The 21,809-nt window shown below is 53.9% G+C and carries 18 protein-coding genes; 5 read left to right on the plus strand and 13 right to left on the minus strand.

Features of this window, described 5'->3' with window-relative positions:
• Nucleotides 1-13: 13 nt before the first annotated feature.
• The 4 genes from D9597_RS20470 (at nucleotide 14) to gltP (ending at nucleotide 4,356) form a co-directional block, all read left to right on the plus strand.
• The gene (locus tag D9597_RS20470; RefSeq protein ID WP_130224301.1) at nucleotides 14-1,732 is read left to right on the plus strand and encodes a heme lyase CcmF/NrfE family subunit; all 1,719 of its coding nucleotides are present in this window, start codon (nucleotides 14-16) and stop codon (nucleotides 1,730-1,732) included.
• The gene (gene nrfF, locus D9597_RS20475; RefSeq protein WP_130224313.1) at nucleotides 1,725-2,108 is read left to right on the plus strand and encodes a heme lyase NrfEFG subunit NrfF; all 384 of its coding nucleotides are present in this window, start codon (nucleotides 1,725-1,727) and stop codon (nucleotides 2,106-2,108) included. The genes D9597_RS20470 and nrfF overlap by 8 nt, the downstream gene beginning before the upstream one ends.
• The gene (gene nrfG / locus D9597_RS20480; protein ID WP_130224315.1) at nucleotides 2,105-2,701 is read left to right on the plus strand and encodes a heme lyase NrfEFG subunit NrfG; all 597 of its coding nucleotides are present in this window, start codon (nucleotides 2,105-2,107) and stop codon (nucleotides 2,699-2,701) included. The genes nrfF and nrfG overlap by 4 nt, the downstream gene beginning before the upstream one ends.
• A gap of 341 nt (nucleotides 2,702-3,042) precedes the next feature.
• Complete coding sequence (gene gltP / locus D9597_RS20485; protein WP_130218549.1) at nucleotides 3,043-4,356, plus strand: glutamate/aspartate:proton symporter GltP; 1,314 nt, start codon at nucleotides 3,043-3,045, stop codon at nucleotides 4,354-4,356.
• 201 nt (nucleotides 4,357-4,557) lie between these two features.
• Here the strand turns inward: gltP and yjcO are convergent, their stop codons facing one another.
• From yjcO to yjcS, 7 genes are all read right to left on the minus strand, one after another.
• Entirely contained in the window at nucleotides 4,558-5,247 is a 690-nt protein-coding gene (gene yjcO, locus D9597_RS20490; RefSeq protein ID WP_064525643.1) for a Sel1 family TPR-like repeat protein YjcO, read from the minus strand.
• Between the two features lie 93 nt (nucleotides 5,248-5,340).
• Entirely contained in the window at nucleotides 5,341-7,488 is a 2,148-nt protein-coding gene (gene fdhF, locus D9597_RS20495) for a formate dehydrogenase subunit alpha (protein WP_077629246.1), read from the minus strand.
• Between the two features lie 197 nt (nucleotides 7,489-7,685).
• Nucleotides 7,686-9,152, minus strand: a complete 1,467-nt coding sequence (gene mdtP / locus D9597_RS20500; protein ID WP_130224317.1) for a multidrug efflux transporter outer membrane subunit MdtP — start codon at nucleotides 9,150-9,152, stop codon at nucleotides 7,686-7,688.
• Nucleotides 9,149-11,200 (minus strand): multidrug efflux transporter permease subunit MdtO, encoded by a 2,052-nt coding sequence (gene mdtO / locus D9597_RS20505; protein ID WP_130224319.1) that lies wholly within the window; start codon nucleotides 11,198-11,200, stop codon nucleotides 9,149-9,151. The genes mdtP and mdtO overlap by 4 nt, the downstream gene beginning before the upstream one ends.
• Complete coding sequence (gene mdtN / locus D9597_RS20510) at nucleotides 11,200-12,231, minus strand: multidrug efflux transporter periplasmic adaptor subunit MdtN (RefSeq protein WP_000446360.1); 1,032 nt, start codon at nucleotides 12,229-12,231, stop codon at nucleotides 11,200-11,202. The genes mdtO and mdtN overlap by 1 nt, the downstream gene beginning before the upstream one ends.
• Before the next feature lie 18 nt (nucleotides 12,232-12,249).
• Nucleotides 12,250-12,525 carry a YtcA family lipoprotein gene (locus D9597_RS20515; protein ID WP_130224321.1) on the minus strand — a complete coding sequence of 92 codons (276 nt, stop codon included), beginning with the start codon at nucleotides 12,523-12,525 and terminating at the stop codon, nucleotides 12,250-12,252.
• 208 nt (nucleotides 12,526-12,733) lie between these two features.
• On the minus strand, nucleotides 12,734-14,719 hold the full coding sequence (gene yjcS / locus D9597_RS20520) for an alkyl sulfatase YjcS (protein WP_130215622.1): 1,986 nt from the start codon (nucleotides 14,717-14,719) through the stop codon (nucleotides 12,734-12,736).
• Between the two features lie 290 nt (nucleotides 14,720-15,009).
• On the opposite strand from yjcS, the gene D9597_RS20525 reads away from it, so the two are divergent.
• Nucleotides 15,010-15,717 (plus strand): response regulator transcription factor, encoded by a 708-nt coding sequence (locus D9597_RS20525; protein ID WP_130224323.1) that lies wholly within the window; start codon nucleotides 15,010-15,012, stop codon nucleotides 15,715-15,717.
• On the opposite strand, the gene D9597_RS20530 is transcribed toward D9597_RS20525, so the two are convergent.
• The 6 genes from D9597_RS20530 to D9597_RS20555 are packed head-to-tail and all read right to left on the minus strand — an operon-like array spanning nucleotide 15,714 to nucleotide 21,788.
• The gene (locus D9597_RS20530) at nucleotides 15,714-16,715 is read right to left on the minus strand and encodes a carbohydrate kinase family protein (RefSeq protein ID WP_130224325.1); all 1,002 of its coding nucleotides are present in this window, start codon (nucleotides 16,713-16,715) and stop codon (nucleotides 15,714-15,716) included. The two genes, D9597_RS20525 and D9597_RS20530, sit on opposite strands and share 4 nt — an antisense overlap.
• Nucleotides 16,712-17,572 (minus strand): ketose 1,6-bisphosphate aldolase, encoded by an 861-nt coding sequence (locus D9597_RS20535; RefSeq protein WP_130224327.1) that lies wholly within the window; start codon nucleotides 17,570-17,572, stop codon nucleotides 16,712-16,714. The genes D9597_RS20530 and D9597_RS20535 overlap by 4 nt, the downstream gene beginning before the upstream one ends.
• 14 nt (nucleotides 17,573-17,586) lie before the next feature.
• Nucleotides 17,587-18,270, minus strand: a complete 684-nt coding sequence (locus D9597_RS20540) for a D-lyxose/D-mannose family sugar isomerase (protein ID WP_130224329.1) — start codon at nucleotides 18,268-18,270, stop codon at nucleotides 17,587-17,589.
• A 54-nt stretch (nucleotides 18,271-18,324) separates the two neighbouring features.
• Nucleotides 18,325-19,266 carry an ABC transporter substrate-binding protein gene (locus D9597_RS20545; RefSeq protein WP_001237475.1) on the minus strand — a complete coding sequence of 314 codons (942 nt, stop codon included), beginning with the start codon at nucleotides 19,264-19,266 and terminating at the stop codon, nucleotides 18,325-18,327.
• Between the two features lie 30 nt (nucleotides 19,267-19,296).
• Nucleotides 19,297-20,271, minus strand: coding sequence for a ribose ABC transporter permease (locus D9597_RS20550; RefSeq protein WP_130224331.1), 975 nt, complete (start codon nucleotides 20,269-20,271; stop codon nucleotides 19,297-19,299).
• Nucleotides 20,268-21,788: a sugar ABC transporter ATP-binding protein gene (locus D9597_RS20555; RefSeq protein ID WP_130215632.1), complete on the minus strand. Its 1,521-nt coding sequence runs from the start codon at nucleotides 21,786-21,788 to the stop codon at nucleotides 20,268-20,270. Before D9597_RS20555 ends, D9597_RS20550 begins: the two co-directional genes overlap by 4 nt.
• Nucleotides 21,789-21,809 lie beyond the last annotated feature (21 nt).

Genomic DNA, 21,809 nt, shown 5'->3' on the forward strand with positions numbered 1-21,809 from the left:
AAAGAGGTGGTTTCTGGACGTATTCCTTCCTGAAGTCGGTTTTCTGGCGTTGTTGTTAAGTCTCGGGGTCAACGTGTTGACCCCGTTGACGACTTTCGCGGGAGTGCGGTTGCGCTGGCCTGCCATGATGCGACTCACTTGCATCGGCATTCTGGCGCAGTTCGCGCTCCTGCTGCTCGCCTTTGGCGTACTGACGTATTGTTTTCTCATCAGCGATTTCTCGGTCATTTATGTCGCCCAACATAGCTACAGCCTGCTGTCGTGGGAACTCAAACTGGCGGCGGTGTGGGGCGGTCATGAAGGTTCGTTGCTACTTTGGGTGCTGTTGCTTTCCGTCTGGAGCGCGCTGTTTGCCTGGCATTATCGGCAGCAAACCGATCCGCTATTTCCGCTGACGCTAGCCGTTTTATCTCTCATGCTCGCCGCGCTGCTACTGTTTGTGGTGCTGTGGTCCGACCCTTTCGTGCGGATATTTCCACCAGCAATCGAAGGCCGCGATCTCAATCCGATGCTGCAACATCCCGGTCTTATCTTTCATCCGCCGCTGCTTTACCTTGGCTATGGCGGTTTGATGGTGGCGGCGAGCGTGGCGCTGGCGAGTTTACTGCGCGGCGAGTTTGATGGTGCCTGCGCCAGAATTTGTTGGCGCTGGGCACTACCTGGCTGGAGCGCATTAACGGCGGGGATCATCCTCGGTTCCTGGTGGGCCTATTGCGAACTGGGCTGGGGCGGCTGGTGGTTCTGGGATCCGGTGGAAAACGCCTCTTTATTACCCTGGCTTTCTGCCACTGCGCTGCTGCACAGTTTATCCCTGACACGCCAGCGGGGGATTTTCCGCCACTGGTCGCTGCTGCTGGCGATCGTTACTCTGATGCTGTCGCTGCTGGGGACGTTGATTGTCCGTTCTGGCATTCTGGTTTCGGTTCATGCGTTCGCGCTGGATAACGTCCGCGCCGTGCCGTTGTTCAGCCTGTTTGCGCTGATTAGCCTTGCGTCTCTGGCTCTGTATGGCTGGCGAGCGCGGGACGGTGGCCCGGCGGTGCGTTTTTCGGTGTTATCGCGAGAAATGTTAATTCTCGCTACGCTGTTGCTGTTTTGCGCAGTGCTACTGATCGTGCTGGTGGGAACGCTTTATCCGATGATTTACGGCTTGCTGGGCTGGGGACGCCTCTCCGTTGGCGCACCGTATTTTAACCGCGCAACGTTACCGTTTGGTCTGTTGATGCTGGTGGTGATTGTGCTGGCGACGTTTGTCTCTGGCAAACGCGCGCAGCTTCCGGCGCTGCTGGCGCATGCGGGCGTGCTGTTATTTGCCGCGGGGATCGTGGTCTCCAGCGTCAGCCGTCAGGAGATCAGCCTGAATTTACAGCCGGGTCAGCAGGTGACGCTGGCAGGATACACCTTCCGTTTTGAGCGCCTCGATCTGCAAGCCAAAGGCAATTACACCAGCGAAAAAGCGATAGTGGCACTGTTTGACCATCAGCAACGTATTGGTGAATTAACGCCGGAGCGGCGTTTTTACGAAGCTCGTCGTCAGCAAATGATGGAGCCGTCAATTCGCTGGAACGGCATCCATGACTGGTATGCGGTCATGGGTGAAAAAACCGGAGCGGATCGTTACGCTTTTCGTTTGTATGTACAAAGCGGTGTGCGCTGGATCTGGGGGGGAGGATTGTTGATGATTGCAGGCGCATTGTTAAGCGGATGGCGGGGGAGGAAGCGCTATGAATAAAGGGCTTCTCACTTTGCTGCTGCTATTTACCTGTTTTGCGCACGCTCAGGTCGTAGACACCTGGCAATTCGCCAATCCGCAACAACAGCAACAGGCGTTAAATATTGCCAGCCAGTTACGTTGTCCGCAGTGCCAGAATCAGAACTTACTGGAATCCAATGCGCCGGTTGCAGTCAGTATGCGCCATCAGGTTTACAGCATGGTGGAGGAGGGGAAGAACGAAGCCGAAATCATTGGCTGGATGACCGAACGCTACGGAGATTTTGTTCGCTATAACCCACCGTTAACGGGTCAGACGCTGGTGTTGTGGGCGCTGCCAGTGGTGTTGTTACTGCTGATGGCACTGATCCTCTGGCGAGTGAGGGCGAAGCGATGAAACAGTCACAAATACCGGTGAAAATGCTGACAACACTCACGATTTTGATGGTATTTCTCTGTATCGGCAGTTATCTGTTAAGCCCAAAATGGCAGGCGGTACGTGCGGAGTATCAGCGTCAGCGCGATCCGCTGCATCAGTTTGCCAGCCAGCCAACCCCGGAAGCGCAGCTTCAGGCATTGCAGGATAAAATCCGCGCTAATCCACAAAACAGCGAACAGTGGGCGTTACTGGGCGAGTACTATCTGTGGCAAAACGATTACAGCAATTCGCTGCTGGCGTACCGTCAGGCGTTGCAACTACGTGGTGAGAACGCTGAACTGTATGCGGCGCTGGCGACGGTGCTTTATTACCAGGCCAGCCAGCATATGACCGCCCAGACTCGCGCAATGATCGACAAAGCCCTCGCGCTGGACAGTAATGAAATCACCGCCCTGATGCTGCTGGCTTCAGATGCGTTTATGCAGGCGAACTACGCGCAAGCCATCGAACTATGGCAAAAAGTGATGGATCTCAACTCACCGCGAGTTAACCGAACACAGTTGGTTGAGTCGATTAATATGGCAAAACTGCTACAGCGGCGATCGGATTAATCATCCGGCGTTGAAGATTATGTCATTGAGCTGCATAAAAAATAATCGAATGAACATATGCCAAAAATAATCACTAATCAGTATTATTGCAGATTAAACAAATAAAAATCTTTCCATAACAAATGGTTATTCATTAATCCTGCCATAAACTCGCGTTATTATGCATTAATGCAGCGAAAAGCTCTGTTGTTAAAGGGTTGCGCAACATACCGCGCAAATGATACTGATCATAAGCGTTAAAAAAATCTACAAACCAACGCAACACAATTCATGCCCTGGCAGTATGTCACGTTCTCGCGTTTCTGAACGGGGAACGGCGCTCCATTGAGGAAGTCATTCATATGAAAAATATAAAATTCAGCCTGGCCTGGCAGATTCTGTTTGCTATGGTGCTGGGCATTCTCCTGGGAAGCTACCTGCACTACCATAGCGACAGTCGCGACTGGCTGGTCGTCAATTTGCTTTCTCCAGCGGGTGATATCTTCATCCACCTGATCAAAATGATTGTTGTGCCGATCGTAATTTCCACGCTGGTGGTCGGTATCGCAGGTGTCGGCGACGCCAAACAGCTCGGGCGAATTGGTGCGAAAACCATTATCTACTTCGAGGTGATCACCACCATCGCTATCATTTTGGGGATCACTCTGGCGAACGTCTTCCAGCCCGGTGCCGGGGTGGATATGTCGCAGCTGGCGACCGTCGATATCTCGAAATATCAGAGCACTACGGAAGCAGTCCAAAGCAGTTCCCACGGCATTATGGGCACGATTTTGTCGCTGGTGCCGACGAACATTGTGGCGTCGATGGCGAAAGGCGAAATGCTGCCAATCATCTTCTTCTCGGTGCTGTTTGGTTTGGGGCTTTCCTCTCTGCCTGCGTTGCATCGTGAACCGCTGGTGACCGTGTTCCGCTCTATCTCTGAAACCATGTTTAAAGTGACGCACATGGTGATGCGCTATGCCCCAGTGGGTGTGTTTGCGCTGATTGCGGTGACGGTGGCTAACTTTGGTTTCTCTTCTCTGTGGCCACTGGCGAAACTGGTGCTGCTGGTGCATTTCGCCATTCTGTTCTTCGCGCTGGTAGTGCTGGGAATTGTGGCGCGCCTGTGCGGGTTAAGTGTCTGGATCCTGATTCGTATTCTGAAAGATGAGCTGATTCTGGCGTACTCCACTGCCAGCTCAGAAAGCGTACTGCCGCGAATTATTGAGAAGATGGAAGCCTACGGCGCCCCGGCATCGATCACCAGTTTCGTGGTGCCGACCGGTTACTCTTTTAACCTTGATGGTTCGACGCTGTATCAAAGTATTGCCGCTATTTTCATCGCGCAGTTGTATGGTATTGACCTGTCCATCTGGCAGGAAATCATTCTGGTGCTGACGCTGATGGTGACCTCGAAAGGGATTGCTGGCGTGCCGGGCGTGTCGTTTGTGGTGTTGCTGGCAACGCTGGGTAGCGTAGGCATTCCGCTGGAAGGTCTGGCGTTTATTGCCGGTGTTGACCGTATCCTCGACATGGCGCGTACCGCGCTGAACGTGGTAGGTAATGCGCTGGCGGTGCTGGTGATTGCCAAGTGGGAACACAAATTTGACCACAAAAAAGCGATGGCCTACGAGCGTGAAGTGCTGGGCAAATTTGATAAGACTGCGGATCAGTAATTGAAGATTGCCGGGGACATCCACCCGGCAATGTGTGGATGCCTGATGCGACGCTTGCCGCGTCTTATCAGGCCTACGCCAGACAGCGCAATAGCCTGATTTAGCGTGATTTTGTAGGTCGGATAAGGCGTTTACGCCGCATCCGACATCAACCGACATCAATGCCTGATGCGACGTTTAACGCGTTTTATCAGGGCTACCTTAACCATTGGTTAATTTTTCAAACTCTTCACACCCGGTATCAAACCCTTCCATACAGCTCAGGTTCAACCAGTGCAGCGCCTTCTGTTTGTTCTTCTCGATAAAACCTTCTTCACCGTTTAAGAACATCATTCCTGCCCAGTACTCGGAATAACCGGTACGGGAAATCGCAGAGCTACGCTTGAAATACCAGGTCGCTTTCTCATCATCGGCCTTAATGCCTATGCCGTTGGCGTAAATCAAACCAAGCAGCATCTGGGCATCGACGGCGGAGTCGTTCTCCAGATCTTCCGAGGCGTTTTCTAACAGCGAAATCGCCTTCGGATAATCCGGTTTACCTGCCTGAGTATTCACCAGAATATGTGCCAGCGTCACTTCACCTTCTTTACTGCCCGCTTGCGCTGCTTTTTCGGCGAGAATTTTTGCTTGTGGATAGTCCAGACTGACCGGATTGGTGATTTTAATCTGCGCCAACAGCGCGCAGGCATCGGCATCACCACTGTCGGCGGCTTTCTGTGCCCAATATTCGGCTTTGCTCAAATCGCCGGAGCTAAACCAGCTGTCGGCAAGAAAATATTGTGCGCGTCTGTCTCCGGCCTCTGCCGCCTTTACATACTGGCTGCCAGGCTCGGAGTCGTTCGCGTGGGCAAAGAATGTCAAAAACAACATCAATGCGATAATTTTTTTCATTTTGATAATACGATTGGGTAGGGTGTATCCAGTATAAAGAGTTCGAATGGATAAAAAAACAGCCTCCCAGAGGAGGCTGTAGAAGGGACTTATTTACGCCAGTGCCGCTTCGCGCAGGCGAGTTTTCAACTTGTTGTACTCGTCAATCACGTACTGCTCGGCGGCGCGCTGATCGGCGATCGGCTCGACGCGCACGGCGCAGTATTTGTACTCCGGCGTTTTGGTAATTGGGCTTAAGTTCTCGGTAACCAGCTCGTTACAGGCGCCAATCCACCACTGGTAGGTCATGTAAATCGCCCCTTTGTTAGGACGATCGCTGACCTGCGCACGGGTGATAATTTTGCCTTTACGCGAGTGCACCCAAACCAATGCCTCATCTTCAATACCCAGACGTTTGGCGTCTTCGGTATTAATTTGTGCGTAGCCAGGTTCATCAGCCAGCGCCGCCAGTGCCGCACAGTTACCGGTCATCGAACGGCAAGAGTAGTGGCCAACTTCACGCACCGTTGACAGTACCATCGGGTACTCGTCGGTGAGTTTGTCGATTGGCGCAACCCAATCGCAGGTGAAGAACTGCGCCAGACCGTTCGGGGTATCAAACTTCTCTTTAAACAGATAAGAAGTCCCCTGATCGGCATCTGACGTATCGCGGCAAGGCCACTGAATGAAGCCCAGTTCGCCCATTTTCTCGTAAGTCGCACCGTAGAAATCCGGGCACAGATGACGCAACTCGTCCCAGATCTCCTGGGTGTTGTTGTAGTGCATCGGATAACCCATACGGGTGGCGATTTCACTGATAATCTGCCAGTCCGTTTTCAGATCCCACTTCGGTTCAACCGCCTTGAAGAAACGCTGGAAGCCACGGTCAGCCGCAGTATAGACACCTTCATGCTCGCCCCACGACGTTGACGGTAAAATGACATCCGCCGCCGACGCGGTTTTGGTCATAAAGATGTCCTGAACGATGACCAGTTCCAGATCTTCAAAGGCTTTACGTACTGCCGACAGTTCCGCATCCGTTTGCAGCGGATCTTCGCCCATAATGTACGCGGCACGCACTTCGCCATGCGCTGCGCGGTGCGGCAGCTCGCTGATGCGATAACCGGTATGAGCAGGCAGGCTTTCTACGCCCCAGGCTTTGGCGAATTTCTCGCGGTTAGCCGGATCTTTCACGTACTGGTATCCCGGATACGTATCCGGCAGCGCGCCCATATCACAGGCGCCCTGCACGTTGTTCTGACCACGAACCGGGTTAACGCCCGCATGCGGCTTACCGAGGTTACCGGTCAGCATCGCGAGGCTGGTCAGAGAACGCACGGTTTCCACGCCCTGATAGAACTGGGTCACACCCATGCCCCACAGAATAGATGCGCTTTCCGCCTGGGCATACATCCGCGCCGCCTGACGAATCTCACTGGCGCTAACGCCGGTGATATCTTCAACCGACTCCGGCGTGTAGCCTTCAACGATTTTACGATACTCTTCAAAGCCCTCTGTGCGAGAAGCGACAAACGCTTTGTCGTACAGATTTTCTTCAATAATGACATGACCCATCGCATTCAACAGCGCGATGTTCGAGCCGTTTTTCAGTGCGATGTGCATGTCAGCAATGCGCGCGGTTTCAATTTTGCGCGGATCGCAGACGATAATTTTCGCCCCGTTACGTTTAGCGTTAATCACGTGATTCGCCACGATAGGGTGGGAATCCGCCGGGTTGTACCCGAAAACGAACACTAAATCGGTATTATCAATTTCGTTAATGGCATTGCTCATTGCGCCGTTACCGACCGATTGGTGCAGACCTGCAACCGATGGGCCGTGTCAGACGCGAGCGCAGCAGTCAACGTTATTGGTACCAATAACGGCGCGCGCAAATTTTTGCATTACATAGTTGGTTTCGTTACCCGTACCACGCGAGGAGCCTGTCGTCTGGATGGCATCCGGACCGTACTTCTCTTTGATGGCGCTCAGGCGCTCGGCAACGTAATTCAGTGCCTCATCCCAGGAAACAGGTTCGAGTTTGCCGCCACGCTGGCGACGGATCATGGGGGTTTTCAGGCGCGGGGTCAGGATCTGGGTATCGTTAATAAAATCCCAGCCATAATAACCCTTCAGACACAGAGTACCCTGGTTGGTTTTCCCCTGCGCTGCCTCCGCCCGGACGATTTTGCCGTTATCGACGACCAGGTTGATTTTGCAACCTGATGCGCAATAGGGGCAAACCGTGACGACTTTTTTCATCAGTCTCGCTCCAGTTAATCAAATCACGCATACGCGCTCTCGACCACAGTATGCATCTTTTATGCCACATTTTATTTGAGGCTATTCCCTGATATTACGGGCACTATTTATTCAAAACTCTGACGAAAAACAGGCTGTCGTCAGTTTTGACGTGACGAAACGAAATACCGCGTGACAGCCATCACGCGGCAGACATTTTATTTTTTCTCAACGACGGGAGCCGCCTGATACCCGCCGCCCAGCGATTTCATCAACTGAATACTTTGAATCACCCGGCGGCTGTCCAGCATCAGTAATGACATCTCTTCGGAAAGCACCGGCAACTGAGCTTCGGTAGCCAGTAAGCGGCTGGTTAGACCGCGTTGGTAGGCGGCGTCGGCGGCACGCTGGGAGAAGCGGGTTGCTTCTACGCGTTCTGCCTGCATCTCCCGCTCGTCGTTGAGCGTTTGCAGACGCGTGCCATTGACTGCAACGTCGCGCACCGCGTTCAGTACTGACTGGTTGTAACGTTCAATCATCATGTTGCTGGCGGTGCGAGTGCCTTCGAGATTGGCATTCAACCGTCCACCGTCAAACAGCGGCAATTTCAGACCCGGGATGAAGTTGAACTGGCGACTGGTTTTTTTGAATAAGGTATCCAGGTGGATGGAGTCCAGACCGAAAAACGCTTTGATATCAAAGCTCGGGTAGAACAGCGCCCGCGCGGAATCTACCTGATCTAATGACGCCTGAACATACCAGCGCATGGCTTGCAGATCCGGGCGTCTGGCGAGCAACTCATAAGAGAGCGTCGCCGGAATACCGGTCTGTACTTGCGGTAATGCCACCGGTTTGATCTCCGGCATATCGCTGGCTCCCGCGCCAATCAATGCACGCAGAGATTCTCGCGTTTCGGTGATTTGTCCTTTGACGGCAGCAATTTGTTTATCGACCGCCAGAATCTGTGCCCGCGCGCCGTGGAAAGGCACTTGCGCTTCCAGGCCGTGTGCCACTTTACTCTGGTGCGCTTTCACCGCGTAATCAATCACATCGCGAGTTTGTTCTAACAGATCAAGCATCTGATAGCTGGCCTGCATACTGTAATAAAGCTGCGCTACGCCCGTGGTCAGCGATAGCTCTACTGCTGCGGTTTCTGCCAGCGCGGCATTATGCGCGCCAATAGCGGCGGCAACCGCCGAGCGATGTACACCCCACAAATCGAGATCCAGTCCGGCAAACAAACCTACTGTGGCTTCCGTATAGTACGGCCCGTCCATACCCAGTGCTGGCGCATCCATTGAATAAGGGCTTAAAAAACCGTTCGCCGAGACACGTTGGCGGTTGAGCATCCCTAACGCCGCCACCTGCAATTGTGAACCGGCATCTAACAGGTCGGCCTGCGATTGCGCTTTTTCTTCCCGCAGTTTCGCTTCAGCAAGCGTGTGTGAACCTTGCAGTGTGCGCTGGATCAGGGCATCCAGTTGCGGATCGTTAAATTGTTTCCACCACTGCGCCTGCGGCCAGCCGGAACTGGCCAGATGGATATCATCGACAAGTTTGATTTGTTCCGGTTTGAGCTGTTGATGAGGCGCAGAATCCTTACGTACCAGGGCACAGCCGGAAATCAGCGTCGTGCTGCCGAGAATGCTGCACAACAGCAGGCGTGAAAGTTGACGATTGATCATTGCGTGGCTCCTTGTGCCTGTTCCGTGGCGGGCGTTAATGCCGGGGCTGTCCAGTCTGGCAAGCGGGCGAAAAGCTGGCAGACGTGTTGCTCCTGTTTTAATAAGGTCGGCAGGATGGCCTGCGAGGCGGGTGTTTCTTCAAGCGTTATTTGAGGAGAACGGCTGAGTGCGGTTGCCAGACCGGCGGCGTATTTCTCCAGTGCGTCGGCAAACTGGCCAGCTCTGTCCGGCTGTAGTGCGTTATCCAGCGCCTGCGCCGAGTTCCAGGTCGCATCCCAGGCGTGAAGAATGTCGCGTCCCTGACGAATAACCGTTTGCGAACGTTCAATCAGTAATGCGCGTTCTTCGCTGTCCAGTTGACGCTCCAGCGCTACGCGTTGGCACATCTCTTCACAGGCATTAAACGCCGCATGCAGACCTATGCGAATTTGCAGATAAGTGCGCAGAGCCGTGGCTTCCTGCTGGCGTGGGATCCGCATTACTTTACTTAACATACCCAGCGCGCCAGCCAGTTTTTGCGGCAGCGTGCGCGCTTCACTTTCAGGCCAGACAAAGGTGTAAATCACCGCGGACACCACGGTACCAATGATGATACCCAGGGCGCGATCGCGAATTTCCACCAGGTCGTACACCGGGCCAAAAACGTTTTCGAGCGTGGCGAGCGCGAAGGTGACCACCATCTGTGTGCCGATATAAGAAGAGCGTTCAGAGCTGGTGGCAATCCATGCGCCCAACAGGAAAATCGGTGCCAGCACAAACAGCAATTCGACAATATTGTCCAGCCAGGGCATGACCAGTAGCGTGAATAACAGCGCCAGAATCGCGCCGCAAAAAGCCCCGCCAAAACGCAGCACCATCTTCTGGTACGACGAACCGACGTTCGGGTTAGCGACGATCACGCAGGTCAGCATACAGGTGTGAATGCCTTCCCAGTCGACGCCGCTGTAGAAGGTGTAACAGATCAAACAGGCGAGCAGCGTTTTTACCGCGTAGCGAATATAGTCTGGATTGGTAAAAGCATCGGCGACCATTGACGGCGGTTTGGCTGCGGGCGTTGGCGGCGTATTCGGGTCCATCTGACCCAGTTGCAACAACGTCTGGCAGATATTCTCCAGGTTACATTCCCGTGCTGCCATCGCTTCACTTTCACTGATCCGCCAGTCGCTTTGCCAGCACCGACCTTCGGCAATGGCATGTTGCAGTTTGTTGATTTCTGAGGCTAATTTTTGCCGAAATTCAATGATTGCCTGAGAATCAGCAAAAGAGGTGGGATCGTAGCGATTCAGCGTCGAGTAAATGTAGGTTACCGTTGCCACGCAGCTTTGCCACCATGCGCTCTGGGTTCGCCAGTTGGCATCGTCCGCGAGACAAAAGACATTGAGTTTTTGCAGCGCCAGCGCCTCTCTTTCAATCCGCGTTTCGGGTAGCGGTGCGAGGCTGTCCGTCAGGTGATTAATGGCATCATCAAGCCGATCATTAAGCGCCTGATGCATTTGCGTAATGGCACGACTGGGAAACCACAGCACGCCGATTAACGTCATCAGCAAGGTTGGATAGAGGCCAACAACGATACACCACAGCGTTAAGCGCACGACCACTTCCGGATAGTCGAGCATGGCGGGGAAGGTTTGCCCGTAAATAGCGACAATGGCAACGGCGAAAAAGACCAGCCCCAGCCGATGGGTGCGCATCAAAAACATGCAGCCCATCAGGATTGGTCCGGCAATGATCAATCGGATCAACGGTTCGCCGTATGACCATTTGTAGATCAAAAACAGGCTGGCGATCTCCAGCACCGTGGCGACCACAAATAAGATCGCTACAAATTTGGTGTAAAACGCGTTCGACTGAATACCGTAAAACAGCACTGCCAGCGATAACGCCACGAAGGGGATCTCAAAGGTCATCGAGATCAGAATCACCAGCAGGCAGCCTACCCAGAGTTGCACGGTCTGCGGCACGCGGCCAGGTCGCCGCTCGCTTAACTCTTCATGAAAGAACGCCAGCAGCCTGACCACCGGTAATGGCAGGGAGTTGAGCGCGCTCATTATTGCGGCTCAAGATTAGCGACTGCCGAAGCGCCGATGCGGAACATTTCCGGGTCAGGTTTATCAACCATGATTTTGACCGGAAAACGCTGGGCAACGCGGACCCAGTTAATAGAACGTGACACTTTCGGCAGGCCGCCCAGCACCAGGCCGCCGTCATCCGGTAGCACGCCGTAGCCAATCGAATCCACTTTACCCTCGAAGGTTTTGCCGCTGTCACTCATCAGGCGAATGGTTGCGGGTGTACCTGAGCGAATATTTTTCAGATCGGTTTCGCGGAAGTTGGCGATCACGTACCAGTGACGAGTGTCGATTAGGGTGAAGATAGGGCGCATGGCAGAAGCAAATTGCCCAACCGAGGTTTTGAGGGAAATGACCCGGCCATCAAACGGCGCGCGGACGGTCGCCATTTCCAGATGCAGTTTCGTCAGCGCAATATCCGCTTCGACAGCCGCACGTTGGGCGACCAGTGCATCGACGCCGCTGACGGCGCTGGCGGCTGACTGCGCCTGTAACAATACGGCATTAAGATCCGCTTCTGCGGCGCGCTGCGCCGTTCTTGCACGGTCAACGTCTTCCGCTGAGACAAAACCTTCTTTCAGTAATGGCTCGGTGCGGCGTAATGTATCGCTGGCCTGTTTTGCAGCGGCACGGGCTTTTTCTACCGTGGCATTAACCGAGTCGGCACCAAACTGTTGCGCGTCAACGCTACGCTGGGTGAGCATAATTTGCTTATCCAGCGCCGCGAGGGAGGCTTCGGCTTTCGCCAGATTGGCCTCGTATGGGCGCGGGTCGATGCGGAACAGCAAATCGCCCTGTTTGACTGCCTGGTTGTCGGTGACCGCCAGTTCTACAATGCGACCGCTGACTTCCGGCACCACATCAATGGTATCTGCTGACGCGTAAGCGTCATTAGTTGATGGCGCACTGTCTACGCGCCAGATAACGAAAACAAGGGCAACCAGCGCCAACGCAACCACTAACAGAGCAGGGAATTTACTGCGAGGAGCTTTTTTCGGCGTACTTTCCATGAGCGCGTCTCAAATAGATTAGAAAAATGCCAGCCAGAACAGCATGGCGTAGAGAGCAAAAAGGGCGGTATAAATAATTCCGACAAATGCCAGATTGATATTTGCCCACTGAATAATTCGCCTCGTGATGAGCGTCAAAATAAGGCTGGCAATGGCGCAGAAAAACCAGCTGGGATAATAAGCGCCGATCACCGGGATTGCCGGAGATAATGAGCATCCCGAAACCATGAAGACGGGAACTATCCAGGCTGTTTTTTTGAGGTGCATCGCCATGCGAGAGAGAACTGTTGGCATATTAAATACATCCTGTCTGCTGCGAACAATATCTGTAGTGAATATCAATATCCATTGAAGGCGTCAGTATGGCTATTTTCTTGATGAATAAAAATAGCTTTATTCAGCCACCGCATTCATAACTTATATATTTTATGTATTAATTGGTTGTATGTATTATTAAAATAAATACTTTTGGGGGCTTAAGCGCCCCCAAAAGCGAGTGGCATTAATTTGGAGTTACGATATTCACCCACAAATCGAAATTATCCAGACAGGCAATAATTTCTTCCAGTTTCGCGCCATTGCCAATAATTTTGGCTTTCTTCGCTTTTACCAGATCCGCCATTTTGGCTTGTCCGGTCAGCACGGCGTGCAAATCTTCACGGCTGATGTAGAAAGAGGCGTTGGCTTGCGGTTGCAGCGTTTTACGGTAGTTAAGCACGCTATCGTTCAGCGTCAGGTTGAGGTTATCGCCGTTGCTCATATTGAAGTTCAGGCTGATATTTTTACCCGCGGCTTTCGCGCTATCGAGGCGAACGGACATAAAGTCGAACAGCATTTCGACCGACATCCCGCGAATGGTGTCCGGGGAACCGGTGGTGCCGTGGCTGAACTTATGTACCCCTTCGCGCAGTTCTTTCGCGCCGGTCAGGTAGAAACCGCGCCAGGTGGCTGACTCGGCCTGATAGCCAAGCTGTTCAAAGTTATTCGCTTGCAGATTCTTCGCCACCTGGTCACCCGGATTGGCGGCAATCACTTGTTTCAGCAGTTCTGCCGACCAGCGGTAATCACCTTGCTTGTTCGCTTCTTTCGCCAGGTTGATGACACGGGCAGAACCGCCCAGCGCCTGCACATAACGTTTACCCATCTCCACCTGACCATACGGATGCAGGTTAGCCGGGTTACCGTCGTAATAGCCAAGATAGAAGTTATACACCGCGCGGGCGTTGTGGCTGACAGAACCGTAATAACCGCGGCTGGCCCAGTTATTGGCAAGCGCAGGCGGCAGCTTAATCATGTCGCCGATTTCATTCATGGTGTAGCCCTGGTTCGCCAGGTGCAGGGTCTGGTCGTGAATGTACTTGATAGTATCGCGATATTTACCAATATAATCATTGATATGCTTATTGCCCCAGACCGGCCAGGTGTGCGGCATAAACAGGACTTCCGCGTCGTTACCCCACATATCCAGCGTTTCGTTCAGGTACTCGGTCCACTTGCTGGTATCGCGGGTTTTCGCGCCGCGCAGAGTGTAGAAGTTGTGCAGGGTATGCGTGGCGTTCTCGGCGGTACACAGGGCTTTCAGGGCCGGAATATAGAAGTGCATTTCGGCTGGTGCTTCACTACCCGGGGTCATCAGGAAGTCAAACTCCAGGCCGTCGATAATCATCTTCTCGCCAGTTCTGACGATAGTTTTAGTCGGTGCAATAATGCTCGGGTCGCCCGTTGCCAGCGTCACGCCAAGGCCATTACCCACGTTGCCTTGCGCGTTGTGCGGCAGTAACAGACCGTAAGAGTAGAGCGCACGGCGGCTCATGATGTTACCCGCCAGCACGTTTTCGCTGATGGCTTCGTCCATAAAGCCAGCCGGGGCAATCACCTGAACTTTGCCGGATTTCACATCAGCTTCAGAGATAATGCCTTTCACGCCGCCATAGTGGTCGGTGTGGCTGTGAGTGTAGATAACGGCAACAATCGGTTTTTGCGGCCGATGCTGGAAGTAAAGATCAAGTGCGGCTTTTGCGGCAGGCGGCGTTACCAGCGGGTCGATAACAATAATGCCTTTCTCACCCTCAACGAACGTAATGTTAGAGATATCCTGGCCGCGCACCTGATACATTTTATCGGTGACTTTGAACAGGCCAGAAATACCGTTGATTTGCGACTGACGCCACAGGCTGGGGTTTACGGTTTCCGGCGCAGCGGCATTAATATCAAATTTGTAATCGTCCGCGCGGTAGTAAACTTTACCGTTCGCATCACGCAGAATACCTTCATCCAGCAGCGGAGCGATAAATCCACGCTGGGCATCGTCAAAATCCTGACGATCGCTAAACGGTAATGATTTGGCGTAATTCTGATTAACCTGCTGGGTATATTGAGTGGCGCCTTTCGCTTCATCTGTTGCGTAAGCGGTATTTATCATCATGCCGCTGACGGCGGTTAAGGCAATAACAATCCTGCTCAAACGGAATAACCGAGAGTTATTCATATAAATCTCCATTTATCATTTATGTCGTAAATATGTAATCCATGCAAAATACGTCATTTAAAGCTGGCGTTATCATAATTGGGAAACGACGAATTGAATAAGCAGAAGTGTGAACAGAATCGACCATTTTATTAGGCATTTGTGCTGAAGAGGGAAAATTACGGCATATTTATTATTGTCATCAATAATGTGACCTGACTTATGTTTTTATTATATAAATTGCTTTTCTCTTTCACTTCGGCAAGAAGTCCGCACAATGATTAATCAGGTGAATAATTCGGAGTATAACTATGAAACCCGTTGTGCTGGTGGTGGATGATGACACGGCTATCTGCGCACTGTTGCAGGACGTGTTAAGTGAACATGTCTTTACGGTTTCGGTCTGCCATACCGGGCAGGAGGCAATATCACGTGTTGAGGGCGATCCTGATATCGCGCTGGTGGTGCTGGATATGATGCTACCCGATACCAACGGCCTGAGGGTATTGCAACAATTACAGAAAATGCGTCCTGCACTGCCGGTGGTGATGCTGACCGGCCTGGGCAGTGAGTCTGATGTGGTGGTCGGGCTGGAAATGGGCGCAGATGATTACATCTGCAAGCCGTTTACCCCACGGGTCGTGGTTGCGCGACTAAAAGCGGTGCTACGGCGCGTTGGCGCGCTGGCGGTCAATGAGGAGAAAAACGCCGGGCTGTCATTCAATGGCTGGTATCTCGATACCACGCGCTGCCAGTTGCACAATCCGCTACAACAACATGTCGAGCTGACCCAGGGCGAATATGGCTTGTTACTGGCCCTGGCGCAAAACGCTCGTCGGGTGTTAAGCCGCGAGCAGTTGCTGGAGTTCACCCACAGCGATAGCGTGGAGGTGTTTGATCGCACCATCGACGTATTAATCATGCGCTTACGCCGCAAAATCGAACTAAACCCGCATCAGCCGATGTTGATTAAAACTCTGCGCGGTCTGGGGTATGTCTTCGCTGCCGACGTGCACTAATCCGACAATTCTGTTTGTAGTTCTTCCAGCGTTTTTGCCCCGTCGATAGCATTGGCACATAACAGGCTTGCCCGCGCGCAGGCGTGTGCCAGTTTGATGCTCTCGGTAAGCGTCCAGCGTTCATGGCAGCCATATAAAAATCCGGCACAAAATGCATCGCCCGCGCCGACGCTGCCGATAATTTCCCGTTGTTCTAACTTTTGCGAAGGGATCCACACGCCGCCATGTTCCGGTGTCTCTCCCCAGGCACCTTCCGGACAGTGGATCACCACTCGCTGGCGTACGCCCGCATCTAACAGTTCACGCGCGGCGGCAGCAATATGCACGATATGCGGTTCGCCGTTAGGTAAGCGAATTTCCAGCCCGCTAAACTCCCCGGCCTCCAGTTCGTTAATTACCAGATAATCCAGATGGCGCAATGCGGGCAGCACCATCGGCTGATAACGCGGATCGCCCTTGCGGGAGACAAGGTCGAGCGAGGTTTCAAAGCCATTATCACGCATTTGCGCCAGCAGGCGCGCGCTACGGGTGCCGTAAACATCGTCCGGCATATCCAGGCTATCGAGCAACAGTAAATAGCCGAGATGGAAAATCTTCATGCTGTTATCGAGCTGATCGAACGCCGGAAGATCAAGCAGTCGGTTAGCGCCCGGCGAATGGAAAAACGTCCGCTGCCCGCTTCGGTCGGTCATCACCTGCGACATCGACGTCGGGGCAAAGGTGGTGCGCTGCACATGCTGGCGATTGACGTGATATTGCTCAAGCATCGCCATAATGTAATCGCCGTCGCTGTCCTGACCGATTAGCCCGACCGCCTGTAACGGCAACCCGGTGCGCATTTTCGCCAGCGTCAGCAGGACGTTAAGCGGCGCGCCTCCGGTTGAGCGTTCGCTGTGGGTGATCTCCGCCAGCCAGCCGCGCTCTGGCCACTGGATAATCTGATGGACGTGGTCAACCAGCATATTGCCTGCGGCGATAATCCCTTTACGTTCCATCATGCTTGCCCCGCACTGCCGAAAATACGCATCTGTTGTGCAACCGTATCGCTGATGGCGGCTTCCACTGCCAGCAGTAACTCGGCGAACTCGTCATACATCGGCTGACGGCGCGCCATTCGGGCCTCAACGGCTGCCAGCGCCGCTTGCGACATACCCGTGTAGAAATTGATTTTGTGGATACCCAGTTCGATGGCGCGGCGGAAATCGGCATCGCTAATCCCTGAGCCGCCGTGTAACACCAGCGGGATAGCCGCCTGCTGGCGGATAGCGTCGAGGCGCGGGAAGTCGAGTTTCGGTTCGCCGCGATATTTGCCGTGTGCATTGCCAATCGCCACGGCCAGCGCGTCAATGCCGGTACGGTCGACAAAATCACGCGCCAGTTGCGGATCGGTAAACAGAGATTCATCGGCATGACCGTAAAGCGCACCGCCTTCGTCGCCACCTACCGCCCCCAGTTCAGCTTCTACCGATACGCCAACGGCATGGCACATTTTCACCACTTCCCGCGTCTGGCGGACATTTTCTTCATACTCCAGCGTGGAGCCGTCAAACATTACCGAGCTGAATCCCAGCCGCAACGCTTGCACCACCGATTCAAAATGCAGCCCGTGATCGAGATTTAATACCACCGGAATGGCATGGCGCGCCGCTTCAAATTTCACGGCTTCGACCAGGGAATCCAGCGAGATATATTTAAAATGTACTTCGGCAATGTTGATAATAAACGGCGAACGTTCTTGTCTGGCCGCAGCAAACAGGGCGCGTAAAAAGTGCGAGTCCAGCACATTAAACGCACCTAACGCATAGTGATGTTCGCGGGCATGAGCCAGCCCTTCAGCGAGAGAAATCAACGGCATAACGTTCTCCTTATTCAGCGGAACTGGCGGTATTCGTTACACAATACCAACTGGGCCGGTTCGTCTTCGTCAATCAGGTTGTAGCGGTCCAGCGGTTGTAAAAAGTGGTTATCGTGGTCATCGTCATTAACAGAAGAGACTTCGCCAACCAGCACATCGCCAAAACCGGCTTCTGCCCAAAAGCTGTGATAAAGGCCTTGCGGCAGGCAGATACTTTCGCCGGGAGACAGGCGCAACTGACTGCCTGCGGTATGTTTCTGGCGGCAGCCGTCGATCACCACCGTAACGTCGCTATCAACCGTTTGCTCGTTGCTATCGGCATTCCATAGTTCAACAATCAAATTGCCGCCGCCGCGATTGATAATGTCCTCACGCTTACGCCAGTGAAAATGCATTGGCGTTACCTGCGCATCGCGCACATGCATGATCTTCTCGGCGTAACATTTCGCATACGGCATTCCTTTTGGCGAACCGTTACGCAGGGTAAACAGCGTCAGTCCCTGTGCAGCAAAGTCGTTGCCACCAAAAGCGGTAACATCCCAGCCGAGTTTGAGAGCAAAAACTTCCTCCCACGCGGTGGTGTCGAGTTGTTGCCATTGGGCAGGCGTGAAACTGGCAAAGGGCGGAAGATGCACGTCATGTTGCGAAAAGAATTGCCGTGTATGGCCGAGAATGTCGTTTATAGCGGAGCGTTTCATCGAAAGCGTTCTCCTTAGCGGTGGCCGGGCAGCTGCGCCGCCCGGCATGTGGACTTATTTCACCGTCCAGCCTTTGTAATTGCCGACGTTGTTTTTGTCGATCATCGTCACCGGGATCAGCACCGGCTCTTTCGGCGCGGGTTTGCCCTGCAAAATGTCGTAGCCAATTTCTACCGCTTTCGCTGCCATCACCTGGGGATCTTGCGCAGGGGTGGCGACAAACAACGAGTTCTCACGTTTCAGCGCCTCTTCGGCGTCCGGGCTTCCGTCAACGCCGACAATAAAGAACTCGTTACGTTGTGCCTGTTTTGCTGCCAGATCGGCACCGATCGCGGTGGGATCGTTAATGGCAAATACACCGTCGATCTTCGGATTTGCCGCCAGCAGCCCGGTCATCACCTCCAGCCCGCCTTCACGACTGCCTTTGGCGTTCTGGTTGTCAGAGAGCACCTTGATGTCAGGATGGCGTTTAAATTCAGTCTGGCAGCCTTCAACGCGGTTTTGTACGGCGGACACCGGAGGCCCATTGATGATCACCACATTGCCTTTGCCTTTCAGGCGATCGGTGATGTATTTACAGGCCATTTCGCCCGCCTGGGTGTTATCAGAAGTGATGGTCGCATCGGCGCCTTCTGCCGCCACGTCAACCGCGACGACCACGATCCCGGCGTCTTTTGCCCGTTTCACCGCCGGGCCGATCCCTTTTGAATCGGCAGCGTTGAGGATGATCATATCGACGTTAGCGGCGATAAAGTTGTCTATTTGCGACACCTGCTGGCCCAGATCGTAGCCGCTGGACACCAGCGTCACTTTGACGTTATCGCCCGCCAGTTTGCGCGCTTCCAGCTCCGCACCTTTGGTGATCTGCACGAAGAATGGGTTTGCCAGATCGCCTACCGTCACGCCTATCGATTTCAATTCTTTTGCCTGGGCGAACGGTGCTGCGGCCAGCAGCGCGCCTGCACAGAGCGCGGTCACTAAGGGCTTCAATCTCATGCTGTATTCCTCATGTGTAGGGTATTGTTGTTATGCGCTTTGATGATGTCGGGTACGGTATTTATCGATCAGCACCGCAATGATGATCACCGCCCCTTTGATCACCAGTTGCCAGAAGTAAGAGACGCCCATTAGGGTCATGCCGTTGTTTAGCGTGGCGATAATCAGCGCCCCAACCAGCGTGCCGGTGATGGTGCCGATGCCGCCGACAAAACTGGTGCCGCCGAGGATCACCGCCGCAATGGCATCCAGTTCGTAACCCATGCCTAAGTTGCCGTTGGCGCTGTACAGCCGCGAGGCGCTCATAATCCCGCCAAGCCCTGAAAGCAGGCCGCTCATGCCATAAACAAACAGCAGCACCAGCCAGACCTTAATGCCGGTAAGACGCGCCGCCTGCATATTGCCACCGACGGCGTAGATATGAACGCCAAGCGTGGTGCGGCGCAGAATAAACCAGCACAGCACAATCACCGCCAGCGCAATCACCACCAGCCACGGGATCGGCCCGAGATAGTTATTACCTATCCACTCGAAATTAATGTTGGAGTTGATGACCGTGGTGCCGTCCGCCAGCAGATACGCCGCCCCGCGTAGCGCCGTATAGGTGCCGAGCGTGACGATAAACGGTGGCAATCCGGCAAAGGCCACCAGCGCGCCGTTGAACAACCCCAGCAGCAGGCCGAGCATCAGCGCCGCTGGAATCGACAGCATGGCGAACTCCGGGCTAAGGGAGACGACCATCGCCGCCACCGCCGTGGTGCCGAGAATCGACCCTACGGAAAGATCGATTCCGCCAGTCAAAATGATGAAGGTCATTCCCGCCGCCAGAACAATGTTGATCGACGCCTGGCGGGTAATATTCAGCAGGTTACTTTCGGTAAAAAAGTTTGGCGCGATAAAGCCAAATACCGCCACGATCAGAATCAAAATGGGCAAAATGCCGACCGTTTGCATCAGATCGCTCATCAGCATTTTTTTGGCAGAGGTCTTTGCAGAGGTCATCATGAGGGCACCGCCTGGGAATGGGCGTCGTTGACGCCAGTCGCTAAGGTCATAATGTTTTCCTGGGTGATGTTTTTGCCGTTTAACTCACCGGCAATGCTGCCTTCGCGCATCACATAGACGCGATCGCTCATGCCGACTATCTCCGGCAGTTCGCTGGAGATCATCAGGATCGCCACGCCCTTGCGCGCCATCTCGTTCATGATCCGGTAGATCTCGCTTTTTGCGCCGACGTCCACACCGCGCGTGGGTTCGTCGAGCAGTAAAATGCGTGGGCCAATTGCCACCCAGCGGGAGATCAACAGCTTTTGCTGATTGCCGCCCGAAAGCCCGCCCGCTCGCACCTGGGCATGAGGCACGCGGATGTTGAGCAACTTGATGGCGTCATCGGAGATGGTTTGTGCTTTTTTGCGATTGAGCATTCCCCAGCTGGCATCGCGCTCCAGGGTTGCCATGGTGATGTTTTCGGCTGCCGCCATTTCAAGGAACAAACCTTGTTCTTTGCGGTTTTCGGTAAGAAAACCAATGCCAAGATCGATAGCTTCGCGCGGGGAGTGGATCACCACCGGTTCACCATCGACTTCAATCATTCCGCCCGTCGCTTTGTGCACGCCGAAGATCAACTGCGCCAGTTCGGAACGTCCGGCTCCCACCAGTCCGGCGAGGCCGACAATTTCGCCGGAACGCACCAGCAGGCTACTCGGCTGGACTTTGCCACCGTCGGTCAGGTGGTGAACATTCAGGCGGGCTTTGCCGAGCGGGATATCGCGCTCTTTATTGAACAGATCGCTCAGCGGCCTGCCGACCATCATCCGCACCAGTTCAGCGGCGTTGAGATTGTCGCGGGTCAGGCTGCCAACGTATTGCCCGTCGCGCAGCACGCTGACGCGATCGGAAAGCTCATACACTTCCGCCATGCGGTGGCTGATATAGATAATCGCCATCCCTTCATCGCGCAGCCGCATAATCAGTTCAAACAGACGGTGAGTTTCACGCGAGGAGAGGGCAGCGGTAGGTTCGTCCATCACCAGAATGCGGCTGTTGCGATGCAGCGCGCGGGCGATTTCGACCTGTTGTTGCTCGGCAATGGTCAGCGTCATGACTTTATCGCTGGCGTTAAACTGCGCGCCGAGGCGGTCGATCACTTTTTGCGCCTGCACCAGCATCTCTTTACGCTGCACCAGCCCGCCGTGGGAAAGCTCGCTGCCGAGGAAAATGTTCTCTGCCACCGTCAAATTGGGTGCCAGCTGCATCTCCTGATAAATCAGCGTAATACCGGCGCTTAAGGCATCTTTTGGCGTGCGAATGTGAAAGGGCTTGCCGTCAATCAGGATCTCGCCGCTGGTGGCGGTATAAGCCCCTGCCAGCACCTTCATCAGCGTGCTTTTTCCGGCGCCGTTTTCCCCCATCAGGGCATGGATCTCGCCAGGGTAAACCGTCAAATCCACCCCCTTGAGCGCATAAAATTTGCCGAAGGCTTTGGCAATATTGCGCATCTCCAGAACCGGCGTGCTGTTCATGGCGGACTCCTGCGAGGTTGT

It is taken from the genome of Escherichia sp. E13S3, assembly GCF_004212325.1.
Classification (GTDB): domain Bacteria; phylum Pseudomonadota; class Gammaproteobacteria; order Enterobacterales; family Enterobacteriaceae; genus Escherichia.